Annotated in this window: 23 protein-coding genes; 13 read left to right on the top strand and 10 right to left on the bottom strand. The window is 74.7% G+C overall.

Annotated features, from left to right (window positions below):
• Positions 1-37 precede the first annotated feature (37 nt).
• From glmU to HLB09_RS01065, 3 genes are read left to right on the top strand one after another with little or no spacing between them, the layout of a single operon-like run.
• Positions 38-1,555: a bifunctional UDP-N-acetylglucosamine diphosphorylase/glucosamine-1-phosphate N-acetyltransferase GlmU gene (gene glmU, locus HLB09_RS01075; protein WP_171201566.1), complete on the top strand. Its 1,518-nt coding sequence runs from the start codon at positions 38-40 to the stop codon at positions 1,553-1,555.
• The gene (locus HLB09_RS01070) at positions 1,552-2,529 is read left to right on the top strand and encodes a ribose-phosphate diphosphokinase (RefSeq protein ID WP_171201565.1); all 978 of its coding nucleotides are present in this window, start codon (positions 1,552-1,554) and stop codon (positions 2,527-2,529) included. Before glmU ends, HLB09_RS01070 begins: the two co-directional genes overlap by 4 nt.
• 40 nt (positions 2,530-2,569) lie before the next feature.
• Positions 2,570-3,034, top strand: coding sequence for an RrF2 family transcriptional regulator (locus HLB09_RS01065; RefSeq protein WP_171201564.1), 465 nt, complete (start codon positions 2,570-2,572; stop codon positions 3,032-3,034).
• Here the strand turns inward: HLB09_RS01065 and HLB09_RS01060 are convergent.
• Positions 3,031-4,809, bottom strand: a complete 1,779-nt coding sequence (locus HLB09_RS01060; protein ID WP_171201563.1) for a PHP domain-containing protein — start codon at positions 4,807-4,809, stop codon at positions 3,031-3,033. The two genes, HLB09_RS01065 and HLB09_RS01060, sit on opposite strands and share 4 nt — an antisense overlap.
• Positions 4,810-4,990: 181 nt before the next feature.
• Here HLB09_RS01060 and HLB09_RS01055 point away from each other — a divergent pair, with 181 nt between their 5' ends.
• From HLB09_RS01055 to HLB09_RS01015, 9 genes are all read left to right on the top strand, one after another.
• Positions 4,991-5,929, top strand: a complete 939-nt coding sequence (locus tag HLB09_RS01055; protein WP_171201562.1) for a sulfite exporter TauE/SafE family protein — start codon at positions 4,991-4,993, stop codon at positions 5,927-5,929.
• Between the two features lie 254 nt (positions 5,930-6,183).
• The gene (locus HLB09_RS01050; RefSeq protein WP_171201561.1) at positions 6,184-6,840 is read left to right on the top strand and encodes a 50S ribosomal protein L25/general stress protein Ctc; all 657 of its coding nucleotides are present in this window, start codon (positions 6,184-6,186) and stop codon (positions 6,838-6,840) included.
• A 98-nt stretch (positions 6,841-6,938) separates the two neighbouring features.
• Positions 6,939-7,514: an aminoacyl-tRNA hydrolase gene (pth, locus tag HLB09_RS01045; protein WP_322789969.1), complete on the top strand. Its 576-nt coding sequence runs from the start codon at positions 6,939-6,941 to the stop codon at positions 7,512-7,514.
• Positions 7,515-7,698: 184 nt separating this feature from the next.
• A complete protein-coding gene (locus tag HLB09_RS01040) occupies positions 7,699-9,276 on the top strand; it encodes a sugar transferase (RefSeq protein ID WP_171201560.1) in 1,578 nt (525 codons plus the stop codon).
• A 177-nt stretch (positions 9,277-9,453) separates the two neighbouring features.
• Complete coding sequence (locus HLB09_RS01035; RefSeq protein WP_171201559.1) at positions 9,454-10,275, top strand: 3'(2'),5'-bisphosphate nucleotidase CysQ; 822 nt, start codon at positions 9,454-9,456, stop codon at positions 10,273-10,275.
• Complete coding sequence (gene cysD, locus HLB09_RS01030; RefSeq protein ID WP_171201558.1) at positions 10,272-11,198, top strand: sulfate adenylyltransferase subunit CysD; 927 nt, start codon at positions 10,272-10,274, stop codon at positions 11,196-11,198. Before HLB09_RS01035 ends, cysD begins: the two co-directional genes overlap by 4 nt.
• Positions 11,198-12,517: a sulfate adenylyltransferase subunit CysN gene (gene cysN, locus HLB09_RS01025; RefSeq protein WP_171201557.1), complete on the top strand. Its 1,320-nt coding sequence runs from the start codon at positions 11,198-11,200 to the stop codon at positions 12,515-12,517. Before cysD ends, cysN begins: the two co-directional genes overlap by 1 nt.
• 95 nt (positions 12,518-12,612) lie before the next feature.
• Complete coding sequence (locus HLB09_RS01020; RefSeq protein ID WP_409372968.1) at positions 12,613-13,116, top strand: UDP-N-acetylglucosamine--LPS N-acetylglucosamine transferase; 504 nt, start codon at positions 12,613-12,615, stop codon at positions 13,114-13,116.
• Positions 13,113-13,727, top strand: a complete 615-nt coding sequence (locus HLB09_RS01015) for a glycosyltransferase (protein ID WP_212755682.1) — start codon at positions 13,113-13,115, stop codon at positions 13,725-13,727. The genes HLB09_RS01020 and HLB09_RS01015 overlap by 4 nt, the downstream gene beginning before the upstream one ends.
• Position 13,728: 1 nt before the next feature.
• On the opposite strand, the gene cysC is transcribed toward HLB09_RS01015, so the two are convergent.
• Positions 13,729-15,126, bottom strand: coding sequence for an adenylyl-sulfate kinase (gene cysC, locus HLB09_RS19650; RefSeq protein ID WP_171201555.1), 1,398 nt, complete (start codon positions 15,124-15,126; stop codon positions 13,729-13,731).
• A gap of 234 nt (positions 15,127-15,360) precedes the next feature.
• Between cysC and HLB09_RS01005 the strand changes: the two genes are divergently transcribed.
• Positions 15,361-16,884, top strand: a complete 1,524-nt coding sequence (locus tag HLB09_RS01005; RefSeq protein WP_171201554.1) for a CBM96 family carbohydrate-binding protein — start codon at positions 15,361-15,363, stop codon at positions 16,882-16,884.
• Between the two features lie 53 nt (positions 16,885-16,937).
• Here the strand turns inward: HLB09_RS01005 and HLB09_RS01000 are convergent, their stop codons facing one another.
• The 8 genes from HLB09_RS01000 to HLB09_RS00965 all read right to left on the bottom strand — a co-directional run bounded on the left by HLB09_RS01000 (position 16,938) and on the right by HLB09_RS00965 (position 26,299).
• On the bottom strand, positions 16,938-17,867 hold the full coding sequence (locus HLB09_RS01000) for a glycosyltransferase family 2 protein (RefSeq protein ID WP_171201553.1): 930 nt from the start codon (positions 17,865-17,867) through the stop codon (positions 16,938-16,940).
• Positions 17,867-18,883, bottom strand: a complete 1,017-nt coding sequence (locus HLB09_RS00995; RefSeq protein WP_171201552.1) for a sulfotransferase family protein — start codon at positions 18,881-18,883, stop codon at positions 17,867-17,869. The genes HLB09_RS01000 and HLB09_RS00995 overlap by 1 nt, the downstream gene beginning before the upstream one ends.
• Positions 18,880-20,457: a lipopolysaccharide biosynthesis protein gene (locus HLB09_RS00990; protein ID WP_171201551.1), complete on the bottom strand. Its 1,578-nt coding sequence runs from the start codon at positions 20,455-20,457 to the stop codon at positions 18,880-18,882. The genes HLB09_RS00995 and HLB09_RS00990 overlap by 4 nt, the downstream gene beginning before the upstream one ends.
• Positions 20,454-21,320 (bottom strand): sulfotransferase family protein, encoded by an 867-nt coding sequence (locus tag HLB09_RS00985; RefSeq protein ID WP_171201550.1) that lies wholly within the window; start codon positions 21,318-21,320, stop codon positions 20,454-20,456. Before HLB09_RS00985 ends, HLB09_RS00990 begins: the two co-directional genes overlap by 4 nt.
• Positions 21,317-22,171: a phosphotransferase gene (locus HLB09_RS00980; protein ID WP_171201549.1), complete on the bottom strand. Its 855-nt coding sequence runs from the start codon at positions 22,169-22,171 to the stop codon at positions 21,317-21,319. The genes HLB09_RS00985 and HLB09_RS00980 overlap by 4 nt, the downstream gene beginning before the upstream one ends.
• 374 nt (positions 22,172-22,545) lie before the next feature.
• Positions 22,546-23,892 carry an O-antigen ligase family protein gene (locus HLB09_RS00975; RefSeq protein WP_171201548.1) on the bottom strand — a complete coding sequence of 449 codons (1,347 nt, stop codon included), beginning with the start codon at positions 23,890-23,892 and terminating at the stop codon, positions 22,546-22,548.
• A 3-nt stretch (positions 23,893-23,895) separates the two neighbouring features.
• The gene (locus HLB09_RS00970; protein ID WP_171201547.1) at positions 23,896-25,389 is read right to left on the bottom strand and encodes a Wzz/FepE/Etk N-terminal domain-containing protein; all 1,494 of its coding nucleotides are present in this window, start codon (positions 25,387-25,389) and stop codon (positions 23,896-23,898) included.
• Between the two features lie 106 nt (positions 25,390-25,495).
• Positions 25,496-26,299 (bottom strand): sulfotransferase family protein, encoded by an 804-nt coding sequence (locus HLB09_RS00965; protein ID WP_171201546.1) that lies wholly within the window; start codon positions 26,297-26,299, stop codon positions 25,496-25,498.
• Positions 26,300-26,377 lie beyond the last annotated feature (78 nt).

The following is a 26,377-nucleotide window of genomic DNA, read 5'->3' as shown; positions in this document are numbered from 1 at the left end:
CGGCGCCCCCGCACCCCGCCCCGAGGAGCCCGCTCGCGTGAGCAGCCCCAGGCCCGCCGCCGTCGTCGTCCTCGCCGCCGGGGAGGGCACCCGGATGCGCTCGGCCCTGCCGAAGGTGCTGCACCCCCTCGGCGGTCGCAGCCTCCTCGGCCACGCGCTCGTCGCGGCGCGCGGCGCCGATCCGGAGCGGCTCGTCGTCGTCGTCCGCCACGAGCGCGAGCGGGTCGCCGCCGAGGCGCGGGCGGTGGACGCGGACGTCGTCGTCGCCGAGCAGGACGACGTCCCCGGCACGGGCCGCGCCGTCGCCTGCGCCCTCGACGCCCTCGTGGCGGCGGCGGGCGCCGAGCCCTCCGGCACCGTCCTCGTGACGTGCGGGGACGCGCCGCTCCTGCAGCCGGCCACGCTGCGCGACCTCGCCGCCGCGCACGCCGCCGCCGGCAGCGCCGTCACCGTGCTCACCGCGGTCCTCGAGGACGCGACCGGGTACGGCCGGGTCCTGCGCGGCGCCGACGGCGGCGTCGAGCGCATCGTCGAGCAGAAGGACGCGACCGAGGCCGAGCGCGCCGTCACCGAGGTCAACAGCGGCGTCTACGCCTTCGACGCCGCGGTGCTCGCCTCCGCGCTCGCGCGCGTGGGCCGCGACAACGCCCAGGGCGAGGTGTACCTCACCGACGTCCTGGCCCTGGCCCGCGCGGACGGCCTGGCCGTCTCCGCCGTGCCGGTCGACGACGTCGCCCAGACCGAGGGCGTCAACGACCGGGTGCAGCTGGCCCGGGCCGGCGCCGAGCTCAACCGGCGCGTGCTCGAGGGGTGGATGCGGGCCGGGGTCACCGTGGTCGACCCGGCGACGACGTGGGTGGACGTCGACGTCGAGCTCGCCCCCGACGTGCGCCTCGAGCCCGGCGTGCAGCTGCTGGGCGCCACGCGCGTGGCCGCCGGCGCCGTCGTCGGGCCCGACGCGACCCTGCGCGACTGCGTCGTCGGCGCCGGCGCGTCCGTCGTGCGCACGCACGGCAGCGGCGCGGAGGTGGGGGAGGGGGCCTCCGTCGGGCCCTTCAGCTTCCTGCGCCCCGGCACCCGGCTCGGGCCCGAGGGGCGCATCGGCGCCTACGTGGAGACGAAGAACGCCGTCATCGGGCGCGGCTCGAAGGTGCCGCACCTGTCCTACGTCGGCGACGCCGAGATCGGCGAGGGCTCGAACATCGGCGCCGCCACCGTCTTCGTCAACTACGACGGCGTCGCCAAGCACCGCACCCGGGTCGGCGACCACGTGCGCGTCGGCAGCGACACCATGCTCGTGGCCCCCGTGGTCGTCGGCGACGGCGCCTACACGGCGGCGGGGTCCGTCATCGACGCCGACGTCCCGCCCGGCGCCATCGCGGTGGCGCGGGCGCGCCAGCGGACGATCGAGGGCTGGGTCGAGCGGCGGCGGGCCGGCAGCCCGTCGGCCGAGGCCGCCGCCCGCGCCCGGTCGGCCCGCGAGGGCGCGACCGGGGAGACCCCCAGCGAGACCACCAGCGACACCACCGGCGACACCTCGGGAGACGCGCGATGACGGGCATCAAGGCCACCGGCGAGAAGCGGCTCGTCCTGGTGAGCGGGCGGGCTCACCCGGAGCTCGCCGCGGAGGTCGCCGAGGAGCTCGGCGTCGAGCTGGTCCCGACGTCGGCGTACGACTTCGCCAACGGCGAGATCTACGTGCGCTTCGGGGAGTCGGTGCGCGGGGCCGACGCCTTCGTGCTGCAGAGCCACACCGCGCCGATCAACCAGTGGCTCATGGAGCAGCTGCTCATGGTCGACGCGCTGAAGCGCGCGTCCGCGAAGCGCACGACCGTCGTGGCGCCCTTCTTCCCCTACGCGCGCCAGGACAAGAAGCACCGCGGCCGCGAGCCGATCTCCTCGCGCCTCGTCTCGGACATGTTCAAGACGGCGGGCGCCAACCGCCTCATGAGCGTGGACCTCCACACGGCGCAGATCCAGGGCTTCTTCGACGGCCCCGTCGACCACCTCTGGGCCATGCCGCTGCTCGCCGACCACATCGCCTCGCGGGTCGACCGGCAGCAGCTGACCGTGGTGTCCCCGGACGCGGGGCGCGTGCGCCTGGCCGACCAGTGGTCGGACCGCCTGGGGGCGCCGCTCGCGATCATCCACAAGCGCCGCGACCCCACCGTGCCCAACCAGGTGAAGGTGCACGAGCTCGTCGGCGAGGTCGAGGGCCGCACCTGCGTGCTCGTCGACGACATGATCGACACCGGCGGCACCATCGTGCAGGCGGCCCAGGCGCTCGTCGACAACGGCGCGGCGCAGGTGCTCGTCGCGGCGACGCACGCCGTCCTCTCCGGGCCGGCGCCGGAGCGCCTGCGCGACAGCCCGATCACCGAGCTCGTCACGACGAACACGCTGCCGATCGCCGACGAGCGCCGGTTCCCCCAGCTCACGGTGCTGTCCATCGCCCCGCTCCTGGCCCGCGCGATCCGCGCCGTCTTCGACGAGGGCTCGGTCACGAGCCTCTTCGACGGCAACAGCTGAGCCCCCGGCTGCGACGACGGGGTCGAGGGGAGAGCCAGCGGTGCGCCTGACCGCCAAGACCGACTACGCGCTGCGGGCCGTGTGCCAGCTGGCCTCGCGGCCCGGTGGCGCCACGAGCGACCACATCTCCGAGGCCGAGGCCGTGCCGCAGCGCTTCCTCGAGGCGATCCTGCGCGACCTGCGGCGCGCCGGCCTCGTCACGAGCCGGCGCGGGCCCGACGGCGGGCACGCCCTGGCCGTCGACCCCGAGGAGCTCACGGTGGCCGACGTCATCCGGGCCATCGACGGCCCGCTGGCCCTCGTGCGCAACCTGCGTCCCGAGCAGCTCGACTACCGGGGGGCGTCCGTGGCGCTCCAGGACGTGTGGGTGGCCCTGCGCGCCAGCGAGCGCGCCATCCTCGAGGCCACGACCGTCGCCATGGTCGTGCGCGACCAGCTGCCCGACGTCGTCGTGGACCACCTGCCCGACCGGCGCCCGCCCTACGAGGTCGGGATGGACATCTAGCCGAGCCGCTCGGCAGGCGCCCCGGCGGGCGCCTCGTGCAGCATCCACAGGGGGTTGGAGAAGCCGACCAGGCTCCCGCCCGCGTCCCTGACCTCCACGCGCGCGTAGGCACCGCGGTCCCGGGACGCGTCCACGAGCGCCGTGCCGCCCGCGTCGAGCGGGACGCGCGTGACGCGCGGCGACAGGTCCGCTCGGCCGGCCATGTCCACGGCGCCGACGACGAGCGTCGTCGTCCCGCCCGCGGGAGCGGGGGTCGCGGTGGCGACGACCTCCACCGAGTCCGACCGGGTGAGGAGGACGCCGCCCATGCGCGTGCGCCCGTCGGCCAGCAGGTCCACCTGTCCGCGCCACGCTCGGGGGTCCCAGAACCAGGCGCGCCCCGCCCGCAGCGCCGCGGCGAGGTCGGGGAGGTCGGTCGACGGCGCCCACGCCGAGGTGAGCCAGCGCTGGGACTGGGCGAGCCAGTCGCGGCCGGTGTGGTCGTCGCTCACCCCGGTCGCGGTGACGAGCACCGCGTTGCGGGCGGCCACGTCGTAGGCGGCCACGGTCGAGGCCAGGTCCTCCTTGCTGCCGACCTCCACGACGTCCGCTCCCAGGGCCCTCGTCGAGACCAGCAGGTCGGCCAGCGCCTCGGTCGTCCGGGCGTCCTCGAGGGGGTGGTTGAACGCCACGAGGTCGGCGCTCGACCGGAGCTCCCGCACGGCCGCCGCGGCCGCGGCGACGCTCGTGTCCTTCGTCGCCCGAGGGGTCGGCGGCGTGGGCAGGACCAGCGCGTCGCCGTAGGCGTTGAGGTGGCGCACGAGCGAGATCTCGCTGCCCTGGTGCTGGCGGACGGACGGGTAGCGCTGCGCGTACGCCGCCATGGCCTCGCGCTGGAGGGCGAGCGGCTCGCCGCTGCGGCGGGCGCGGACGATCTCGAGGCGGTCGAGGACGACCTTCGCGGCGGCGCCCCGGCGCGAGCGGGCGCTGACGGCGACGCCGCAGAAGCCGGCGTCCACGGCCACGAGGTCCGGCCACAGGGCCTCGACGTCCGCCTGCAGGTCCAGCGCCAGGGACTGCCAGCCGGCGGCGACGGGCAGCCCGACGACGCCGACCAGGCCCCCCGACTCCGTCCAGCGCCCGGTGCGCCCGCCCATGCGGTACTCCAGGCGGTACTGGCCGGCGGGACGCCCCGCCGTCGCGGGGCGGTAGGACGACGTGACGGCCAGCACCAGCTCGGCGTCCGGGCCCAGCTCCTGGGCGAGGACGTCCAGCTCGAGGACCGTGGCCGCCAGGCTCGTCGTCGCCAGGGAGTTCTTCACCGAGCCGGTCAGGCGGGTCGAGCACCACGTGGTCGCGCGCGAGGGGGCGCGGTTCTGCAGGCGCAGGGCGCGCCCGTCCTGGCGGGGGGAGCGCGGGTCGGTCACGAAGGTGGCGGCCGCGTAGCTGGCGGTGCCCTCGTCGGCGCGCGTCCACGTCCACGTCGCCTTCACCGCGTCGTCCTCGACGAGGCCGTCGAAGCGCACCGCCGTCCGGTACCCGTGCGCCTGCAGCCGGAAGTCGTGGTCGGTCCACATGACGACGTCGACGCCCAGGCGGCTGGCCTGCTCGAGGTGCGCGTGCATGCTCGCCGTGCCCTCGCTGAACGAGCTGTGCACGTGCATGGCCATGGAGACGGCGCGCTCGTCCGTGCCGAGCGCCGTGGTGGCGGCGGCGGCCGTGGGGGCCGCTCGGTCGCCGAGCGCCGTGGCGGCGGCTCCCGCCGCCGCTGCCGCGAGCACCGTGCGGCGTGCCACCGGTCGTCCTGCCATGACGGCTCCCCTCGTCGCGGCGCCCGCGCCCCGCCCCGAGGGGAGTGTGGGGCAGCGGGACGGCGCGCGTCGCCCGATCCGGCGACCTCACCGCCCGGACCTTGACGCGGCGGTCGATGAGCACCACGGTGTTCCCTACAAGACTGGTCAACTTAGTGAGGTCACCGTGCGCGGATGGATCGTCCTGGCTCTCGTGGGACTGGCGGCGCAGCTCGTCGACGGCAGCCTCGGCATGGCGTACGGGGTGACGTCGACGACGCTGCTCATCGCCTCCGGCACCTCGCCGGCGCTGGCGTCGGCCTCGGTGCACCTGGCCGAGATCGGCACCACGCTGGCCTCCGGCGCCTCGCACTGGCGCTTCGGCAACGTCGACTGGCGCATCGTGGGCCGGCTCGCCCTGCCAGGCGCCGTCGGCGCCTTCCTCGGCGCCACGGCGCTCAGCAGCCTGTCCACGGAGGCGGCCGCCCCGTACATGGCGGGCGTGCTGCTCGCCCTCGGCGTCTACGTGGGCGTCCGCTTCACCACCGGCTCGCTGGTGCGCCGCCCGGGGCGCCTGCGCTCGCGCTTCCTCGTGCCGGTCGGGCTCTTCGGCGGCTTCCTCGACGCCAGCGGCGGCGGGGGCTGGGGCCCGGTGGCGACGCCGGCCCTGCTCGGCTCCGGTCGCGTCGAGCCCCGCAAGGTCGTGGGCTCGGTGGACACCTCGGAGTTCGTCGTCGCCGTCGCCGCCAGCCTCGGCTTCCTCCTGGGGCTGGGCACCGCCGGGCTCGACCTCGTCGTCGTCTCGGCCCTCCTCGTCGGCGGGGTCGTCGCGGCGCCGGTCGCCGCCTGGGTCGTCCGGTACCTGCCCGCGCGGGTGCTCGGGGCGGCGGTGGGCGGCGTCATCGTCGTCACGAACGTGCGGACCCTGCTCCGGGCCTTCGACGTCGAGGCCTCCGCCGGCGTCTGGGTCTACCCGCTGCTCGCGCTGCTGTGGGCGGGCGCCGTCGTCTACGCCGTGCGCCGCCACCGGCGCGAGCGGGCGCTGGGGCAGGACGCCGGCTGGGGCCCGGGGGACGACTCCGGGGAGGACGAGGGGGAGCGCGAGCTCGCCGGAGCCCGCTCCTGACGTCCTCTCCTGACGCAGGCCTCCGAACCCCTGGCGGGCCGCCGGCCGGTGCCCTCCTCGCCCCACGGCGCGGAGGGCTCGCGCCGGCGGCTATGCTCGCGCGGTTGCCTCGGCGAGGGAGGCGCACCGGCTGGGCCGGGCGCCCCGCACTCGACGCGGTGGTCACGGCGGTCCCCGCCCGTGCCGTCCGCGTGAGCCGCCGCAGGACGGAAGACCACCGCGCACGCCGCCGACGAGCCCCCAGGAGCACCGCCATGGCCGACGAGATCCGCCTGTCCGCCCAGACCCGCAACGAGTTCGGCAAGGGCGCCGCCCGCCGCATCCGCCGCGCGTCCATGATCCCCGCGGTCGTCTACGGCCACGGCGAGGCGCCCCGCCACGTCACGCTGCCGGGCCACGCCACGATGCTCGCCGTCAAGCGCGAGAACGCCGTGCTGACGATCGACGTCGAGGGCGAGGAGGTCCTCGCGCTCGTCAAGGACGTGCAGCGCGAGCACCGCCGCCGCGAGATCGAGCACGTGGACCTCGTCCTCGTGCGCCACGGCGAGAAGGTCGAGGTCGAGGTGGCCGTCCACGTCGAGGGCGAGGCCGCCCCCGAGACCGTCGTGACCGTCGACCACCAGACCCTCCTCGTCGAGGTGGACGCGCTCCGCATCCCCGAGAGCGTCACGGTCTCCGTCGAGGGCGCCGAGCCGGGCACCCAGGTGCTCGCCAGCCAGGTCGCGCTGCCGGACGGCGCGACGCTCGTCACCGACCCCGAGGCCCTCGTCGTCAACGTCTCCGCGGCCCGCACGGCCGAGGACCTCGACGCCGACCTGGCCGAGGCCGAGAGCGAGCTGGGCATCGAGCGCGACGAGTCCGACGCCGACGCCGAGGCCGGGGCGGCTCCGGCCACGAGCGACGAGAGCTGACCCTGGCTCCCTCTCACCCCGCGCCCCCGGCGGACCGTCCCGCCGGGGGCGCTGCGGCGTCCCCGGCGGGGGAGGCCGCTGACGGGCCCTGGCTCGTCGTGGGCCTCGGCAACCCCGGCCCGGAGTACGCGGCCACGCGCCACAACGTCGGCCAGATGGTGCTCGACGTCCTCGCGGCCCGGACAGGGGCCGGGTTCCGGTCGCACAAGGCGCGCGCGGCGGTCGCGCAGGCCCGCCTCGGCGTGCTGCCGGGCGGGCGCCCGGGCCCGGCCGTCGTGCTGGCCAAGCCGAGCACCTACATGAACGTCTCGGGCGGCCCGGTCGCCGGGCTGGCGCGCTTCTTCTCCGTGCCCGCGGAGCGGGTCGTCGTCGTCCACGACGAGCTCGACCTGCCTGGGGACGTCGTGCGCCTCAAGCGCGGCGGCGGCGAGGGCGGCCACAACGGCCTGCGCGACACGTCCAAGGCGCTCGGCACGAAGGACTACGTCCGCGTCCGCGTGGGCATCGGCCGTCCGCCCGGGCGCATGGACCCGGCCGACTTCGTCCTCAAGCCCTTCGGCTCCGCGGAGCGCCGGGACCTCCCCGTGCTCCTGGAGGAGGCGGCGGACGCCGTCGAGCTCGTCGTGCTGCGGGGCCTCGAGGCCGCCCAGCAGCAGGTGCACGCCCCGCGCTGAGCGGCGGTGCCGTCGGCCGGCTGGCCGTGGCTCCGGTGGAGGGGGCAGGCCCATCCGGGTGGATCTGCGGGAAGTGGGCGCCGGGGCCCCTCCCTCTGAGTAGCGTCCCGGGGGCCGAGCGACCCCGACCCGCCCGCTCCCGCGGACGACGAGCCCGTCGACAGCGATGGAGGTGCACGAGCGCATGAGCGCTGACGTCGGACCCCGCGTCGAGGAGGACCGCCTCGGCGGCGACCTGCCGCCGGACCCCGACCGCCGCGCCCACCCCGCGCCGAGCCGTCGCCCCTGGACCGACCGCACGCCCTTCGTGCTCGAGCGGGAGGTCTACCGCGACGACCCCGCCCTCGCGGCGGTGCGCCGTCGCTCCGCGTGGACGACGCCGCTCCTCGTGCGCGCGGCCCTCGGTGACGCCGTGGTCGCGCTGGTCGTCGTCGCGATCGCCGCCGTGACCCTGCGCGACGTCGGGGTGCGGCTCGACGCCCTCGCCGTGGTCGGGCTCTCCGTCCTCTCGGCCGCCGGCTGGGTGGGCACCCTCGCCGTCCTGCGCGGTTACGAGTGGCGCCGCGTCGGCGACGGCCCGGACGAGTTCTCCTCGATCCTGCGCGCCGCGGTCGCCGTCGTGGCGGCGGTGGGCGTCGTCTCCTTCAGCCTCCAGCTCCTCGTGCCGCGGCGGATGGTCCTCGTCGTCGTCCCGCTGGTCGCCCTGCTGACCGCCCTGCACCGGCACCGCCTGCGCGTCTGGCTGCGGGGCCAGCGCCGGGCCGACGGCGCGGCGGCCCTGCGCACCCTCGTCGTGGGCGACGGCTCCAGCGTCCGGTCGGTGGTCGGCGACCTCCGCCGGACCGCCGACCACGGCATGCGGGTCGTCGGCGTGGCCGTCCCGCTGCCGCACCAGTGGGAGCTCGACGAGGGTGAGCCGCCGTGCCTCGGCGCGGTCGCCGAGGTGCCGCAGGCGGTCGTGGACCACGACGTCGACGTCGTCATCGTCGTGGGCTCCCACCTGTCGGGGCCGGCCCTGCGCCGGCTCTCGTGGGCGCTCGAGCCCACCGGCGCCGACCTCGTCGTCGCCCCCGGGCTCGTCGAGGTGACCGGCCCGTCGGTGCACCTGCGCCCCGCCGCCGGCCTGTCGCTCCTGCACGTCGAGCGCCCGTCGGCGCGCTCGGGCCGCCTGCTGGGCAAGGCGGTCCTCGACCGCACCCTCGGGTCCCTGCTCCTGCTCGCCGCGTCGCCCGTGCTCCTGGCCTCCGCGGTGGCGGTGCGGCTCACGAGCCCGGGCCCGGCCTTCTTCGCCCAGGAGCGGGTGGGCGTCGACGGCTCCCTCTTCACGATGTACAAGCTCCGCAGCATGGTCGTGGGCGCGGACCGGCAGGTCGACGACCTCACCGACCAGAGCGACCGCGACGGCCTCATGTTCAAGATGAAGGCGGACCCGCGCGTCACCCCGGTGGGCCGCGTGCTGCGCCGCTTCTCGCTCGACGAGCTGCCGCAGCTGTGGAACGTCGTGCGCGGCGACATGTCCCTCGTCGGACCCCGACCGCCGCTGCCGCGCGAGTACGTCGAGTACCACGACTCCGTGCACCTGCGGCTGCGGGTGCGCCCGGGGCTCACCGGCCTCTGGCAGGTGAGCGGGCGCGCGGACCTCTCCTGGGAGGAGTCCATGCGGCTCGACCTGCGGTACGTCGACAACTGGTCGCTGGCGATGGACGCGCTCATCCTGTGGAAGACCGCCCGAGCGGTGCTGGGGCGGTCGGGCGCCTACTGAGCGTCCACGGCCGCCCGCGCACCGAGGAGTGGTTAGGCCGTCCGGTGACAGCGCGTGAGCCGATGGGTGAACACGCGGACACGCGCCGTCGACGGCGGATAGCCTTCCGGGACGAGGTGGACATGCCTCCGCACCCACGGCGCGGACGCCCGCGACGAAGCACAGGAGGACCCGACCATGCCGACCGCCACCAGCGACGCCGACCTGGCGCGCCAGGCAGCCGACGAGGCCGGTCGCGTGCTGCTCGCCGTGCGCGAGCGCCTCGCGGCGGAGGGCCGCGGTGGGCGGGAGATCAAGGACGCCGGCGACCGCAGCGCCCAGGAGGCGCTCGCCGCCTTCCTCGCCGAGCACCGCCCCGAGGACGCCGTCCTCTCGGAGGAGGCCGCCGACGACCCCGTCCGCCTCACCTCCCGCCGCGTCTGGATCGTCGACCCGCTCGACGGCACCCGGGAGTTCTCCGAGGTCGGTGGCGACGGCGTCCCCGCCCGCACCGACTGGGCGGTCCACGTGGCGCTGTGGGAGGACGGCGAGCTCGTCGCCGGCGCGGTGGCGATGCCCGCCGCGGGCACGACCTACTCCACCGACCCGGCGCCGCAGCGGCCCGAGGGCGCCCCCGACGTCGTCCGCCTCGCGGTGAGCCGCTCCCGGCCGCCCGCCTTCGTCACCGCCCTCGCCGAGGAGCTGGGCGCCGAGCTCGTCCCCATGGGGTCGGCCGGCGTGAAGGCGACCTCGGTGCTGCGCGACGAGGCCGACGCCTACGTGCACGCCGGCGGGCAGTACGAGTGGGACTCCGCGGCGCCCGTCGCCGTCGCGCGGGCCGCCGGGCTCCACACGAGCCGGGTCGACGGCTCGCCGCTGGTCTACAACCGCCCCGACCCGACGCTGCCCGACCTCGTCGTCGCCCGCCCCGAGGTGGCCGAGCGCGTGCTCGCCGCCATCGCCCGGGTGGCGGCCCGCCCGTCCGACCAGACCGCACCGACCCCGGAGACCGCCCGATGACCTCCCCCGGCACGCCCTCCGCCGGCCGCTACCAGCTCACCCAGCTGCAGGCCCTCGAGGCCGAGGCCATCTTCATCATCCGCGAGGTCGTCGCGGAGCTGGAGCGCCCCGTCCTGCTCTTCTCGGGCGGCAAGGACTCGATCGTCATGCTGCGCCTGGCCGAGAAGGCCTTCGCGCCGGCGCCCATCCCCTTCCCGGTCCTGCACGTGGACACGGGCCACAACTTCGCCGAGGTCCTCGACCTGCGCGACCGCCGCGCGGCCCAGCTGGGCCTGCAGCTCGTCGTCGCGAGCGTCCCCGACGCCCTGGAGCGCGGTCTCGTCACCGAGCCGCCGGACGGCACGCGCAACCGCATCCAGACGCCCGTCCTCCTCGACGCCCTCGAGAAGGGCGGCTACACGGCGGTCTTCGGCGGGGCCCGCCGCGACGAGGACAAGGCGCGGGCCAAGGAGCGCATCTTCAGCTTCCGCGACGACTTCGGGCAGTGGGACCCCAAGAACCAGCGGCCGGAGCTGTGGGGGCTCTACAACGGGCGCATCCACCCGGGGGAGTCCATCCGCGTCTTCCCGCTCTCGAACTGGACCGAGCTCGACATCTGGTCCTACATCGCGGCTGAGGGCATCGAGCTGCCCGCCATCTACTTCGCCCACGACCGCGAGGTCTTCGAGCGGAACGGGATGCTCTTCGCCGTCCACGAGGTCTGCCGCCCGCGGGAGGGCGAGGAGGTCTTCACCGCGCGGGTCCGCTACCGCACGGTGGGCGACGCCAGCCTCACGGCCGCCGTCCGCTCCGAGGCCGACACGGTCGAGAAGATCGTCGAGGAGGTCGCGACGACGCGGATCACCGAGCGCGGGGCCACCCGCGGCGACGACAAGTTCAGCGAGTCCGCCATGGAGGACCGCAAGCGCGAGGGGTACTTCTGATGAGCACGCACACCAGCGAGCCGACCGAGCCCGTCGCCGGCGCTCCCGTCGCCATGCAGCGGGACGCCGACCTGCTGCGCTTCGCGACGGCCGGCTCCGTCGACGACGGCAAGAGCACCCTCATCGGGCGACTGCTCTACGACACGAAGACCGTCTTCGAGGACCAGATCGAGTCCGTCGAGCGCGCCAGCCGCGACCGCGGCGACGAGTACACCAACCTCGCGCTGCTCACCGACGGCCTGCGCGCGGAGCGCGAGCAGGGCATCACCATCGACGTGGCCTACCGCTACTTCGCGACGCCGCGGCGGAAGTTCATCATCGCGGACACCCCGGGCCACATCCAGTACACGCGCAACATGGTCACGGGAGCCTCCACGGCCGACCTGGCGCTCATCCTCGTCGACGCCCGCAAGGGCCTCGTCGAGCAGTCGCGCCGACACGCGTTCCTCGCGACGCTGCTGCAGGTCCCGCACCTCGTGCTCGCGGTGAACAAGATGGACCTCGTCGACTTCTCCGAGGAGGTCTTCGAGGGCATCCGGCGGGACTTCGCCTCCTTCGCCACGAAGCTCGAGGTGCCCGACCTCACGGTCATCCCGGTCTCGGCGCTCGAGGGCGACAACGTCGTGTCCCGCTCCTCGCGCACCCCGTGGTACGACGGGCCGAGCCTGCTGCACCACCTCGAGCACGTGCACGTGGCGAGCGACCGCAACCTCGTCGACGCGCGCTTCGCCGTGCAGTACGTCATCCGGCCGCAGTCCGGCCGCCACCTGGACTACCGCGGCTACGCGGGGCAGGTCTCCGGCGGCGTCCTCAAGCCGGGCGACGAGGTCATGGTGCTGCCCTCGGGCTTCACGACGCGGATCGCCTCCATCGAGACGGCGGACGGGCCGGTGGCCGAGGCCTTCCCGCCCATGTCGGTGACCGTGCGGCTGGAGGACGAGCTCGACGTCTCGCGCGGCGACATGATCTGCCGGCCGCACAACGCCCCGACGCCGAGCCAGGACATCGACGCGATGGTCAGCTGGATGGACGAGTCGTCGGCGCTCGTGCCGGGCCGGAAGTACGCGATCAAGCACACGACGCGGACGGCGCGCGCCGTCGTGAAGGAGCTGCAGTACCGGCTCGACGTCAACACGCTCCACCGCGACGAGTCCTCGACCCAGCTGGGGCTCAACGAGATCGGGCGCATCCGGCTGCGGACCACCGCGCCGCTGCTGGCCGACGAGTACCGTCGCAACCGCACGACGGGCGGGTTCGTCCTCATCGACGAGGGCACCAACAGGACGGTGGGCGCCGGGATGATCACGGCCGCGGAATGAGCCTCTTCACGAGGACGGGGGAGGACGCGGCGCCGCGCGTCCGTCGCCGGTCGTCCACGACGGCGGAGCGCGGCCACGCGCTGGTGGAGCGCCGCGTGGGCGTCGCCCCCCGCCAGCGGGCGGCGGGAGGCGACGACCGGCGCGTGCCGCCGGACGTCCTGCTCGTCTGCTCGAGCGGGGGGCACCTCGCGCAGCTCGTCACGCTCTCCTCCGAGCTCGTCGAGAGCCGGCGCCGGTGGGTGTGCTTCGACACCGAGGACGCCCTCAGCCTCCTCGCCGACGAGGCGCTCATCCCCGCCCACCACCCGACGACGAGGAACGTGCGCAACCTCCTCCGCAACACCCGACTGGCGTGGGACGTGCTGCGCGACAGGCGTCCCGACGTGGTGATCTCGTCAGGGGCGGCGGTGGCGGTGCCCTTCTTCGTCCTCGCCCGTGCTCTCGGCGTGCCGACCGTCTACGTCGAGGTCTTCGACCGTCTCGACGGGCCGACGCTCACGGGGCGGCTGTGCCGGCCCTTCACGACGCGGATGCTCGTGCAGTGGGAGGAGCAGCTGGCCTTCTACCCGCGGGCGACCGTGGTGGGACCGCTGCTGTGACGACCTTCCGGCCGCGCCAGGCCCTTCCCATCGAGTCCCTGCCCGAGCCGCCGCTGGTGCTCGTCCTCGTGGGGACCGACCACCACCCCTTCGCCAGGCTGGTCGAGTGGGCCGAGCGCTGGGGTGGCGGACGGCAGGACGTCGTCGTCCACGTGCAGCACGGGGCGACGCCAGCGCCTGCGGGGGTGCGGGCCAGCGCCCTCGTCCCCCACGAGGAGATGCAGCGCCTGTTCCAGCGGGCCAGCGCCGTCGTCTGCCACGGGGGCCCGGCGACGATCATGGAGGCGCGTCGTGCCGGGCTCGTCCCGGTCGTCGTCCCGCGCGACCCGTCGCGGGGCGAGCACGTCGACGAGCACCAGCAGCTCTTCAGCCGGCGCATGGGTCGCGAGGGCATGGTCCTGCTCTGCGAGGACGTCGACGAGCTGGACCGCCTGGTCGAGCACGTGCTGGGCGACCCCGCGGCGGCGAGCACGACGCCCGAGGGGGAGCAGGCGCGTCGTGAGGCGTCCGCGCGCCGGGTGGGTGTCGTCGTCGGCGCTGTCGTGGACGAGGCCCGCCGGCGCCGGAAGGCTCCCCGGCGGCGCCTCGGACGCCGTCGGGCGGGCGGCTGACCTACGGGGCCGGGGCGGGCGCGAGCACCAGCCCCTCCTCCCGGAGGAGCGCCATGACGGCGGAGACGCACTCCTCGAGCCCCTGCCGACTGGTGTCGAGGACGAGAGAGGCGTCCGTCGGCGCCTCGTAGGGGTCGCTCACACCCGTGAAGGCGGGGATCTCGCCACGGCGCGCCTTCGCGTAGAGGCCCTTGCGGTCCCGTGCCTCGCACACCTCCAGGGGTGTGGCCACGTGCACGAGGACCAGCACGCCCCCGGCCTCCTCCACCATCCTCCGGACCTCCGCCCGCGTCGACGCGTAGGGCGCGATGGGGGCGCACACGGCCGTGCCCCCGTGGCGGGCCACCTCCGCGGCCACGTAGCCGATCCTGCGGACGTTGAGATCGCGGTCCTCCCGGGAGAAGGTCAGGCCCGAGGAGAGCATCGTCCGCACGCGGTCGCCGTCGAGGACGGTGACGGTCCGGCTGCCCTCGGCGCGCAGCGCCGCCACGACCCCCGACGCGACCGTGGACTTCCCCGAGCCCGACAGGCCGGTGAACAGGATCACGGCCCCTCGTGCGTGTCGTGCGGGGTGGAGCCGCCGCAGCTCGCGCACCACGGCGGGGGAGGCGGTGCCGGCCGGGACGTCCGCCCCGCGCTCGAGGGCGTCGACCACCTCGTCCCAGGTCGCCGACGTCGGACCGCCGTCCAGAGGGCCGACGGCGCCCTGGCTGTGGGGCCCGGTCCGCGCCAGCGCTCGGGCGCGTGAGGTGCGAGCCGCGCCCGCTCGCTCGAGCAACGCCGGCAGCAGCGCGACGTCGGCGCCTTCCACCGCGGGCAGGCTGAGCAGCGCCACGCCCACCTCAGCTCCGAGCTGGGTCGCCAGGTCGGCGGCGACGGCGTCGAGGCCGCGAGCGAGGACCTCTCGAGGGGTGGGCCGACCCTCCCCGACGAGCCCGAGGAGGACGAGGGGGAGGGCGTCGAGGGCGGCGCCCACCGCCGCCACGTCAGCCTCCAGCAGGAGTCGGTCGGTCACGACCACGTGCACCCCGGTGAGGCGCCCGCCCGGGCTCCCGTCGACCTCGAGCCCGGGGTAGGTGGCGGCGGTGCGCCCGGCGAGCGGGCGCAGGCGTCCTGACACCGTCCGGTCGGAGGCCTGTCGAGAACCGTCGGCCCGGGTGATCGCCAGGGCGGCGAACGGCACCAGCTCGGGGTCGACGACCACCAGCTCTTCGCCGCCGGTGAGCTCCGCGTCGGCGAGGTCGAGGCGCACGCCGGCGCCCGGTTCGGCCGGCTCGACGCGCCACACGCCGCCCGTCCAGGAGAGGGACGCCTCCAGGCCGGACCGCGCGAGCAGGTCGACGAGCTCCGCCCCCGCGTCGTCGACTCGGAGGGGTTGACCGTCACGCGCTCGCTGCACGGGAGCATCTTGCCCGGTCCGTCCGCCCTTCTCGGCGACGGCGCAGTCCGGCGGCTCGGGGGCGGACGTCCGGCGGGGTGAGCAGCCCGCCCCTTCTTCACCCCGGCGGCGTACAGGCGATGCGCCGTTCGGCTGTGGCCTCGGCAACCGAGGTGAGGGCGGGGTGCAGACCCCCTCGGCGGGGGTCGAGAGCAGTGGCACACCACCCCGCTACCCACCTCTCGAGGAGACGCCATGACCGCGAAGCATCGGCGCGCGCGCCGTTCCCTGCTCGCCCTGTCCGCCACCGCCGCCGTCGCGGGGAGCGCCCTCGTGGGCGTGCCCTCGTCCCAGGCCGCCACGACGACGGGGACGGTGACCAGCACCGCCTCCGCCGACGCCTACGTCGAGAAGCAGGCGCCGGACCGGACCACCGGGACCAGCACCAAGGTCGTCGCGGCGTCCACGTCGGCGATGACGAAGCGGGCGCTCATCCGCTTCCCGGCCCCCCGCGTGCCCGCGGGCGCGAAGATCACGAAGGCGGAGATCCGCGTCAGCTCGACGCGCACCCAGCCCGGCCGTGTCGACGTGCAGAGCCTCGGCTCCTCATCGTGGGACGAGAAGAAGGTCACCTGGAAGACGGCTCCCGCGAGCACGGGGAGCGTCACCTCGGTCTCGTTCCCCAAGACGGCCAAAGCCTTCACCGTGGACGTCACCGGCCACGTCGCGAAGAGCCTTCCTCTCAACTTCTCCGTGACCGTGCCCTCGGGCGTCAGCGAGATCCTCAGCCGCGAGTCCGGCGCCGCCACGGCGCCCAAGCTCGTGGTCACCTACTCCCTCGTCACGCCCGACCCGACCCCGCCGGCGCCCACGACGCCGCCCCCGGCGCCGACGCCGGTCACGCCGCCCCCGGCGCCGACGCCGGTCACGCCGCCCCCGGCGCCGACACCGGTCACCCCGCCCCCGGCCCCCGCGCCGGTCAGCGAGGTGCCGACCCTCTTCGGGGCGAACGCCTACCGCAACGCCGGCGAGACCTACGCCACGGCCTTCCAGCGTCAGCAGGAGAGGTACGGGACCTTCGGGGTGAGCCGGTACTTCTTCTCCGGCCTGCCGGGCACGTGGCCTGGGGACGCGGGCCTGAGCGGCAAGCCAGTGGTCGTCTCCTTCAAGGCCCCGCCGCGCGACATCCTCGCTGGCACGTACGACAGCCGCCTCCGCACGTGGTTCGCCACCGCGCCGCGCGACCGCCAGGTGAACTGGACCTACTTCCACGAGCCTGAGGACGACATCGAGCGCGGCAGCTTCACGGCGGCCGACTACCGGGCGGCGTGGCGGCACCTCGACCGTCTCGCGACCGAGGCGAAGAACGACCGACTCAAGGCCACGCCGGTCCTGATGTGCTGGAGCCTCAACCCGGCCTCCCGCCGCAACTGGAAGGACTACTACCCGGGCGACGACGTCGTCGACGAGATGGGCTGGGACTGCTACAACCACGGCGCCAACTCCGGCCAGTACGCCTCGCCCGCGAGTGTCTTCGGCGTCGCCAAGGCGGCGTCCGACTCCGTGGGGAAGCCCTACGGCATCGCCGAGATGGGAAGCCTCCTGGTCGCCGGTGACACGGGTGTGCGGCGTGCCGCCTGGATCCGCGACTCGGCGACGTGGCTCCGCCAGAACGACGCCCGGTGGGCCATCTACTTCGACGCCCCGGTGGGCGGTGAGTTCCGCCTCCTCGACGAGGCGTCCGCGCAGGCCTGGCGCTGGGCGGTCTGCGGCGGCTGACTAGTGCCACGAAGGACGGGCGGGGTCTCGGACCCCGCCCGTCCTTCCGTCGTTCAGACGCCGCGGCCCCGGCGGTGGAGCGCGGCCAGGACCCAGGCGGGACGCACGAGGCCCGTCGCCACGGCCAGGGCGACCACGGCCCGCAGCTCCTGCGGTCGGTCCCTCAGCGCGCGGACGGCCACGGCCACTGCTCCCCGCCGCCGGCCGGCGGCGGCGTCCGCGAAGGCGATCTGGCCGAGGACGCGCGCTCTTCCGGCGGGCTCGCGGTCGAACTCGGGGTAGCGCGCCAGCAGCCACCGGAGAGCGGCCGAGATGGTGTCCCACCGTCCCGCGAAGTACGAGCGCCGGTGCCAGTGCACGTCGACCATCGCCTCGGGCAGGTTGACCACGGGGGAGGCGCGCGCGACGCGGAGGAGGAAGTCGTAGTCCTCGGCGTAGCTCCCCGGGATGTCCTCCTCCACCGGGCCGACCTGCGATCGGAGGCGGGCGGTGTCGAGGAGGAAGGTCGAGGGGTGCAGCTCGGTGAGCCGTGAGCGCAGCAGGTCGTCGAAGCCGATGCGCGTTCGCGGCAGCGCGCGGACGACGGTCGTCTGCTCGTAGACGACCCGGATGCCGCAGGTGACCAGCACCGCGCCCGGGACCTGCTGGACCGCCGCGACCTGCCGACGCAGCTTCGACGGGTGCCAGACGTCGTCGTCGTCGCAGAAGGCGACGAAGGGCGTGCTCACGCGGTCCACCCCCGCGTTGCGGGCGCCGGCGAGCCCGGGCGAGCGGTCGTTGGCGACGACGGAGAGCGGGCGCCCCGGCCGCGAGGGCATCCCGTCCGGCGTCCGGCCGCCCTCGTCCACGACGACCACCGTCTCCACCACGCCCTCGTAGTCCTGGTCCTGGACGGCGGCGATGGCCCGGAGGAGCAGCTCGGGGCGGTCTTTGGTGGGGATGACGACGGTGACGCTCGGTGGGGCGGACAGTGGCTCGGGCATCAACGACTCCTCTCGTCACGGCGGTCGTCCGAGGACGCCGCGGGTCCGGCGTAGCCCAGGAGCGCTCGCACCGGCAGGGTCAGCAGGTGGACGAGAGCCCTTGTCGAGGGCTTCATGTCGGTCCGCCAGGCGTCGTCCCGGCGGAGGGAGAGGTTGCCGGTCCGGAAGCGCATGGGGTTGCCGGCGACGGTGTGCGAGGACGTGAGGTGGACGTCGAGGCCGTCGACGAAGTCGACAGCGCCGTCGTCGAGCGGCAGACCCGCGTGCTGCGCCACCGACGCCAGCGCCTCGCGGGGTGCGCGGACCACGTCCTCGTACCGCAGGACGAGGGGGCGCGAGCCGGCGGTGGTGACGAGCCGCAGCGCCGCGTTGGTGAACGACCACAGCAGGGCGACGTGCAGCGGACTGTAGACGGGCATGTACTCGACGCGGTCCGTAATCTCGGGCCGGATCACCCTCTTGCCCCACGAGTGCGCGACGCCGGCGGAGTCGCGCACCATCTGCACGGTCCTCAACCGGACGACGCTCGAGCGGCGCAGGCAGGCGGCGAGCGAGAGGTGTTTGCTGGAGTCGACGACCACCCGGGCCCCCGAGACGTCCAGTGCGGCTGCGTACACCCGCTCGTAGTAGGAGAGGTACTCGGAGAGGACTTCGCCGCGGCGTCGGGTCAGATGCGGCAGCAGGAGCAGCGGCACGAAGCGCGTCCGGTCGACGGCGTGACGCAGCTGCAGCACGTGGTGGCCGTCCACGCGGTCCCACCCGCCGAAGGCCTCCCGGCCTACGGCCCGCCAGAAGGGGCAGGCGTGGAAGGAGCGCCCGCAGCCGCACTGCTGGTCCTCCAGCAGCCCTCGTTCCCAGAGGTGCACCACCTCGCCCAGCGGGGCGACCCCGGGGAGCTCGGCGATCATCCGCTCGACGAGCGTGGAGCCGCTGCGACCGAGGCCCCCGAGGAAGAGGACCCGCGGACCCTCGGACTCGCGTGCCTGCCGCTGACGTCGTACGGGGGCGTCCGTCATCGAGTCCTCCGACGCAGCGACACGAGCGCGTCCACGGCGAGGAGCCGGCGTCCGCGCAGGACCAGCGCGGCGTAGAGCCCGACCGCGAGGGCGACGACCAGCAGCTGGGCGACGAGCTCGTGCGGGAGGGTCAGCCGGCCGAGGAGGGGGAACACGCCGAAGCACCCGACCGCCAGGAGCGCCGCCGTCGCCGAGGAGCGGCCCAGGGGGTGGATGTCCAGGGAGATCGCGAGCTGGGCGAGCGGGAGCAGGTTGTTCACGAGGATGGCGGCCGCCCACGCGAGCGCCGCTCCCAGGACGCCCAACGGCGGGACGAGGAGCGCCAGGAGGACGAGGTTGGTCGTCAGGCCCAGCACGGCGTTCCCCATGACCCACGACGTCCGCCCCGCCATGGTGAGGACGACGTCGACGGAGCCGCACCCCGTCGCGACGAGCATGACGAGGCTCAGGACGACGACCACGACGGCGCCGTCAGCGTACCCGGTGCCGAAGACCCGCAGCAGGTCCTGCGCGTGCACGGCCGTCAGCAGGTAGAGCGGCCAGGTGAGGAGCACCAACCAGGTGGTCGAGACGCGGTAGAGGTCTCGCGCGCCGGCGACGTCCTGCCGGGCGACCAGGCTGGCGATCTTGGGTTGGATGCTCGACCCGACGGCCCCCGCGCCCAGCTGCCCCACGACGAGGAAGCGCGTCGCGGCCGCGTAGACGGCCGCGTCCGCGGGCCCGCGGACCGCGGCGACGACGACGATGTCCGCGCGCTGGAGCACCGTTTGGCACAGGCCCGTGATGCTGCGCGGGCCGGAGAAGCGCCAGAAGGACCCGATGACGTCCCGCGCCCGGCCGCGGTCCTGGGGACCGATGCCCTGCCGCGCCTCGACGCCCGCGCGCAGGCGCCGCGACCACAGGGCCAGACCGGCGCTGGTGACGACGAAGGGCAGCACCCATGCGAGCCCCAGGGAGAGCGGGTCGGCCCATCCGAGGAGGAGCACCGCTCCCGCGCCGAGGATCTGCAGCAGCGGGCGGGCGACCTTCTCCAGGGCGACGAGGGGGCGCATGGCTCCCATGCCCCGGGTGGCGCCGACCCAGACGTCGCCGAGGGCGGCGGCCACGAGGCAGGCGGCCAGCACGCGGGTGAGCGTGACGGCTCCGGGGCGCTGCTCACCGACCGCCGCCTCCACGATTGGCCCGGCCAGGACGAGCCCGAGGACGCCGACGACCACGGCGACGACGGCGACGACTGCGACCGCTTGGTGCACCGTCACGGCCAGCAGGCGCTGCTCGCCCGTGGCCCGCTGGCGGGCGAGGAAGTAGACGAGTCCTGTGGGTGCGCCCAGGCGGGCCGTGGAGTAGGCGACGACGAAGACGCTCGTGAGGGTGAAGAGCGTGCCGGCCTCGGCCGCCGGGAGGCTGCGCGTGACGAGGACCGTGAAGCCGAAGGCGGCCGCGGCCGTGACGACGCTTCCCGCGAGGTTGAGCGCTCCACCGCGCGCGACGCGGCCCAGGTCCGTCGTCCGAGGACCGGGTGCGCCGGTCGTCGGCGGGACGTCCGTCCCCGCCGTCGGGCCCGGCGCGCTCACCGTCGCCAGGACGGGGTCCGCCCCCACCAGGAGGCCAGCTCGTCGTCGAAGGGGGCGAAGTGCTCCTCCAGCTCGCGGCGCAGCCCGGCGTCCATGGGCGAGCGTCCTCGTGCGTTGTGACGCTCGAAGCTGATGTCCTCGTGCGGCGCCAGTCCGAGGTGGCGGCACACGGCGGGGAAGACGCCCTCGGGCGAGTCGAAGAAGTCCTGGCTGTCGACGACGAGGAGGCGATCCCGCCCGACGATTCCCTCGAGCCGCCGCAGCTGCTCGACGTAGCGACCGCGGGCGAGGTATGCGTGGTGCTGAAGGGAGAAGCTGTCGTAGGCCGGGTCGGCCAGCATGGCCTCGCGCTCGCCCGACGTCCGGCTGTCCTCCAGCTCGAGGGCTCGCGGGAAGGACTCGGTCTCGTACCCGCGAGCCGACTCGTGGCTGTGGCTCGAGTACGCGCGCTCCACCGGGTCGCGGAGCAGCGCGATGAGGCGAACCTGGGGCAGCTCGTCGGCGATCCGGGCCGCGGCCGTCGGGTGGAACATGTAGTACGGGCTCGACTCACCGGTGATCGGTCGGGCACCCGAGCGGCGCAGCCGCGACGTCGCCGCCACGGGGAAGTGGCTGCGGTACCAGAGGTGGTCGCGGTCGCGGTTCTTGTCGAAGTAGTGGACGCCCTTGCGGAGGAAGGGCGGAGCCACCGACGGGTGCTGGGCCAGCGTCTTGAACATCGAGGTGGTGCCGCAGCGCTGCGCCCCCACGATCAGGAAGTCCGGCTCAAGGCGCAGGGAGGCGGTAGCCCGGCGGGGGACGTCCGACGCCCGCAGGAGGGCTGCTCTCGCCGTCTGCTCGATCCTGCTGCGTGAGACCTTCACCTGTGCTCCTCCACTGCCTCGCGAACCGTCGTCTCCAGCGCGGGCAGCGCCCACTCCTCGATCCTGCCGAGCGGTGACCCTGCCTGATCCTGCCGGTCCTCGAGGTACCGCGTCACCAGCTCGAGCAGGTGCAGCGCAGTGACGAGGAGGACGTCCGAAGATGTCAGGCCCAGCGACTCGAGTCCGGCGCGCGACCGGCTCGCCAGGCTCGCCGCAGCAGCCACCGGTGGCTGCACGTCCATCGCCGACGTCAGGTCGTGGTGGAGGAGGTCGAGGCCGAGGGGGACGCCCTCGCTGTAGCGCTCCCAGTCCCAGACCACGGAGGGACCCCGCGCGGCCAGTCGGACGTTGCCCGGGTTGAGGTCGCCGTGCCAGGGCGCGAAGGTCAACTCCTCCCCGCCGCGCTCGTCCATGAGTCGCCGGAGGAGCTGGGCGGCGGGCAGAGCTCTTGCTCCCGCCGCTGCCAGCCTCCTCGCGAGTCCTCCGGCGAAGGCGCTGGCGCCCCACGGCTGCCGTGCCCGGCGGTCGGGGGCTGCGATGGCGCTGACCACGTCGAGGAGGACCCGCCGCGTCGCCGCGTCGCCGGCTGGCGGCTCGGGCGCCTCCAGCGGGCTCAGCACGAGGGCGACGAGGTCGTCCTGCTGCACTGTGCCGCGCACCTCAGGTACGCGGACGTCCGCCAGGGGTCTCTCCGCGAGGAGGTGCAGCGCGTCAGACTCGTGCCGGACCAGAGTGCTCGTGAGCTCGTCGTGGCCGATCTTGACGAAGGCGAGCACCCGCCCTGCGCGGTCCGTCACCTGCGCCACCGGCTTCCAGTTCGCGCGCGGTGGGCCGAGGCGCATGGTGAGCACCAGCTCTGTTTCGTCGACTGCGTCGGCGAGGCGGGCGACGACGGAGCGCGACGTCTGCGGGACGGTGAGTGTCGCCCCCGGCCACCGGCCGAGGAGGCCGCTGCGGGCGACAGCGACGGCAGCGCCTCGGAAGACGCGCCGTCGGCCACCGCCCTGCAACAGTCGTCCCAGTGCGGCGGCCGCCGCTCGGGGTGCCTCGGCAGGCAGCACTAACCGCGGTCGGGACGCCGAGGGGAGCAGGACGTACCGCACGGTTGACTCCTCCGCCGCGGACCGGCCGTCGTGGACGAGCGGCGCGCCGGCGTGGAGCCTGCGCACGACGGCCTCGACTCGTCGTTGCGCCGACACGGTCTGCGAGCCGAGAGGAGCGCCGGTCATCGAGCTGCTCCAACAGGGGCCGCGGCTTCCGAGCACTGGACGGCACGCTGTCGGTGCAGAAGTCCGATCGCGATGAAGGTGACGAGCAGGGGCAGCACGAGAGCCGTGTAGAAGGCTGAGTAGTAGAGGCACAGCAAGACCGAGGCGCTCGCCGCCACGCTCGTCGCCGACCAGTCGTTCCGGAAGGCCCACGCCGAGCGGACCAGGAAGGCGAGGTAGAGGCCGGCTCCGAGGAGCCCCTGCGAGACGAGGACGAGCCACAGCTGGCCGGTGCTGCCGATGACGCGGTTGCCGCACCGCGGGCAGTCGGGTGACTGGCCGATGGCGATCGAGCGTCCGCTGCCGAGGGTGTCGCGTGTCGTGCCGTAGCCCAGAACAGGGGAGGTGGTGGCGAGACGCACGGCGTCCTCGGCCAGGGTTGTGCGGATGTCGTCACTGTGCCCGGACTGCGCCCGCGCGCTCACCACCTCGCCGAGAGGGGACGCGGCGACGGCGCCACCGCCGAAGACCGCGGCGAGGGCGACGACGCCGACGAGGAGCAGGCGTCCTCTCAGGGCCGTGCGGACGGCGACGTAGAGGACCACGAGGCCGGCGCCGATCCAGACGCCGCGGTTGAGGGAGAGGACCAGCGGCACGACGGCAGCGACGACCACGAGGACGCCCGCCGTCCGGCGGAGCCCGCGTGCGCCGACCACCCAGGTCGCCGTCAGCCACACGAGCAGCAGGAGCAGCGAGGCCCCCCAGGCGTTGGTGTACGCGAAGGGGGCCGCCGGCCTCGGAGCCGGTGTCCCGATGACGTCCTGCACCTGCGCCAATGACGCCGTCGACGGGGCGCCCGGGACGAGCCCGCCCAGCAGGGTGGGGAACGAGAAGCCGGGGAGGAGCAGCGCCAGCCAGCCGAGCGCCGCCACCTGCACGGCGAGGGCTACGAGCCAGCCCTGCACCCGCCGGCGCGACAGCTGCTCCTCATCGGTGCTGACGAGGAAGACCGCGACGACAAAGACGGCGACGTAGCTCACGAGCCGTACCGCGTAGGCGACGTAGCGCCCACCGCCGGAGGGGGGGACCGTGCCCGGGGCCGCCAGGTCCAGGGCTGTCGCGCTGGCGACCACGCAGACGAGGAAGAGGAGCCACAGGCCCCACCCGACGGGCAGCCTCACCCGCTTCGGCATCTGGAAGAGGAGCAGGAACGCCGTCACCGGCAGCAGCAGGTCGGTGGCACCTACCGCCCACCAGAGCGGGTAGCCGGCGAGCGCGAGGCCGAGGGGCCAGCCTGTCCGCAGTCGTGCGCGAGGGCGGGGACGTGCGGTGGTCGGCGGCGCCGCGAGCGTCGTCGGGCTCACGCGTCAGCGCCGCGCCGACGGCTGGTCGTGCCGGACCAGCTCGCCGCGGAGCGCGGCGGACCACTGGGGGGCGCGGCCGCGCGAGACGACCGCTCCCGCGACGTGGGCTCCCATGCGGCGGGAGGCGTCTCGGGCAGAGACCAGGCGTCGGACGTCGGTGGCGCCCTCCTCGACGCTGAGCACGACGACGTCGGCCCGCGAGCTGACAGCCTGAGCGGCGGGGGACCGGTCGGCGGAGCCCGTCAGGAGCACGACACGGTCTCGGCGACGCCGGAGGTGCTCGACGACCTCGCTGAACGCCGACGACTGCACCAGGTCCTCCAGCGACGCCGGAGAGCGCCCGGGAGGCAGCAGCAGGAGGCGCGGGTCGTCGGTGCTCTCGAGGAGCGCGGTGCCGAGGTTCTCGTCACCGCGCAGCACGTCGCTCAGGCCGGCGGTGTCGGGCGCCCACGAGCTCTTGAGCTCCTCGCCGTCCGTCGCCACGACGAGGACGCACCGCCCGCTGCTCCGGGCGATGGAGCGCCACAGCCCCACCGCCGCGCGCTCGGCCGCGACAGCCCCTCCGGCCGCCTGGACCTGGACGACCGTCAGCGCCCCGCTCGTGTCCAGGGTCTGCGCGCGGACGAGGTCGAAGGCCGTTGTGGGCGACAGGTCCTGGGCGTGCGCGGCCTCGTCCAGCACGCCCAGGACGGGCAGGTCCGCCTTGCGGAGGACGTCGCTCGGGCGGCCGACCCGGTGCGACCAGCGGTCAGCGGCGAGGGCCAGGAGCACGCCGGCCACCAGGCCCAGGAAGGCCCCGCCCGCGAGGTAGAACGCCAGGACGGGGGCCACCGGGACCCGGGGAAGGGTCGCGTCGGTCAGCACGGTCCCCGGGTCCGTGCTCGTGGCGCCGACCGCGGCGAGCCGCCCGCTGAGGGTGACGATCTGGTCGACGATGATGTCCCGCTCGGCTGAGGCCACCGGGTCGGTCGCCGCCCGGGAGTCGGCCAGCTGGCTTCGCAGGGCGTCGATCTGCGACTGGAGGGTGGTCGCCTGCGCCTGGGCGTCGGCCTCGGCGGCGGCACGACGCTGCGCCAGGTAGGAGTCGACGTACGCGCGCGCCCCCTCCTGAGCCCCCGTCGGCGTCGGCGCCTCGAAGGCGATGGTCAAGACCTGGCTGTTCGGCGGGACCGTGACCGTCACGGACTCACGGAGGTCGTAGAGCGTGCGGTCGGTGCCCAGCGTCTGGGCGACCACGCTGGCGAGGCGGGCAGACTGGACGATCTGCGCCTCGGTGTCCAGGTTCAACTGGCTGCGCTGACCGGTCGAGGGCGAGGAGGCGTCGACCGCTTCGGCGACGAGCACCGAGCTGGTGGAGACGTAGGTGCGGGTCTGCAGCGCCCAGGCGGCTGCGCTGGCGCCCAGACCGAGGAGGGCGACCACGACGACCGCCCACCAGCGGCGGGCGACCGTCCTCATCGCCGCCGAGAGGTCCACGGCGGTGTCCTGCGTCTCCATCGGCCCCCCTCGCTGCGGGCGCTCCTCGGTCCGCGCAGGCATGAGAGGACCAAGCATAGGTGTGACCCATGGGTCGACCGTCCGGCGTCACCCGGACGCCGGAGCATCAGCCGTCGGCGGAGGAGGTGAACAGCGGGGTCGAGAGGCGTGCGGACAGGTCGGTCAGCGAGTAGCCGAGCCGTTCCACCCGGTCGGAGAACTCCTCGACGACCGCAGCCACCCTCTTCCCCTCGCGTCCGCCGGCGGCGGCACGACGTGCCCACTCGCTCGAGTAGGCGTCGCTGCGGTGAGTCTCGAGCTGGTCGGTCGGGATGTCGCCCTCGAGCCGCAGGCTGCGGGCCACGGCGCCCAGCGCCTCGTCCGGCGTCGCGACGAGGTCCTCGTACCGCAGGACGACCTTGCGCTCCACGCGGGACGCGTCCGCCGCGAAGGTCTCGTGAGCCACGACCCAGTGGTGGACGAGGTCGCGGAAGGACGTGCTGCGCCGCCACTTCTCCGTCGACAGCGCCACGACGACGGGGTGGCGGATTACGACGACGAAGGAGCTCGTCGGGAAGAGGTGCTGGAGGAAGCGCGTCATCACGAGGTTCGGGGGGGACTTCTCGACCAGCACGGCGCGGCTGGTGTCCCAGTGCGGCTCCCACGCCCGGTAGAGGCGACGGGCGTTCTCCTCCGTGGCGAGGGGGGAGTCCTCCGTGAGGTGCGCGGCGGGGTCGAGTGCGAAGCGCCCCGCCCCTCCGTACGTGCGCGCCGGCGGGTAGAGGTCCTGCAGGTGCTGCCCCTCATCCTCGGTGGCCCCTGTGCCGGAGAAGCCGCTGACGTCAGGGTGAGCGGCGAGGAGGCGCGCCAACGGCGTGGTGCCGCTGCGGTGCAGCCCCGCGACGAAGACGAGCTGGTGGTCCGTCGACATGGGGGCGCTCCGAGCCTGCTCAGGGCCGCGGAGCAGCCTCCCAGCCAGGTGCCTGGAACCTACAGGTGCGGCTCCGTC

It is taken from the genome of Pseudokineococcus marinus (assembly GCF_013004605.1).
GTDB lineage: Bacteria > Actinomycetota > Actinomycetes > Actinomycetales > Quadrisphaeraceae > Pseudokineococcus > Pseudokineococcus marinus.
The sequence above is the reverse complement of the archived record's forward strand: the minus strand, read 5'-3'. Positions and strand labels throughout refer to the sequence as shown.